The organism is Vibrio sp. 1078-1, from assembly GCF_033340475.1.
This window is the reverse complement of record NZ_JAWOWM010000212.1, coordinates 1-813: the sequence shown is the minus strand read 5'-3', so window position 1 is coordinate 813 and position 813 is coordinate 1. Positions and strand designations below refer to the sequence as shown.

Below are 813 nucleotides of genomic sequence, written 5' to 3'. Positions count from 1 at the left end.
AGGTGGTCTTCACTCTCTTTAGAGAAGCCAATAAAGCGCGTCCAGTTACCGATCATAATTCCCGACACTACCATCGCAAGTGGGCCTGAAACATGAATGTACTCAGCAAATGCGTAACCTGCTGTAGGAACACCGATGGTAAGTAGTAGCTCCATTGAGTGATCGTCAGTAGCACTGATTAGGTAGTGGAATACTAAGCCCAATAGAAAGCCATAGACGATTCCGCCAATCGCTTCTTGGATGAAGAGTAGAGTGACGCTACCGACTGTTGGTGCTTCTGAGCCAAATGCAATGGTGAAAAGCGTGACGAAAATAACCAAGCCGAAGCCATCATTGAATAGTGACTCCCCTTCGATCTGTGTCGAGATACGTTTAGGTGCATCTAACTTTTTAACGATAGCTAGAACGGCAATCGGGTCGGTAGGCGAGATTAATGCGCCAAATAGCAAGCAGTAAACCAAATCAAACTGTATGCCGATCAGCATACAAAGGCCATAAAGAACAAAGCCGATGAAGAAGGTTGAGAACAGGGTTGCTCCAAGAGCCAATACCGTGATTTCCCACTTTTGATCTTTTAAGTTGGGTAGCTTGATGCCCAAGCCGCCAGCAAAAAGCAAAAATCCAAGGATGCCTTTCAACAAAAAGTCTTCAAAGTTGATCCTTGTTACCGTCTCGGTTGCAATCTCCGTAAGGTGAAACCAGTTGTTTTGACCGGCGATCAAAATAAGTAGAGAAAGAACCATTGAACCAGCTGTAATGGCGATGGTGGTTTGCATCTTTCCTATCTTGCTGTTTACAAAAGCAATTAGCATT

1 protein-coding gene is annotated in these 813 nt (G+C 44.5%); it reads right to left on the bottom strand.

The genetic code is table 11. The features are described 5' to 3' along the window. Window positions 1-812: sodium:proton antiporter (locus R7190_RS26675; protein WP_318137772.1), on the bottom strand; the 812-nt coding region annotated here is incomplete at its 3' end. Window position 813: the final 1 nt, after the last annotated feature.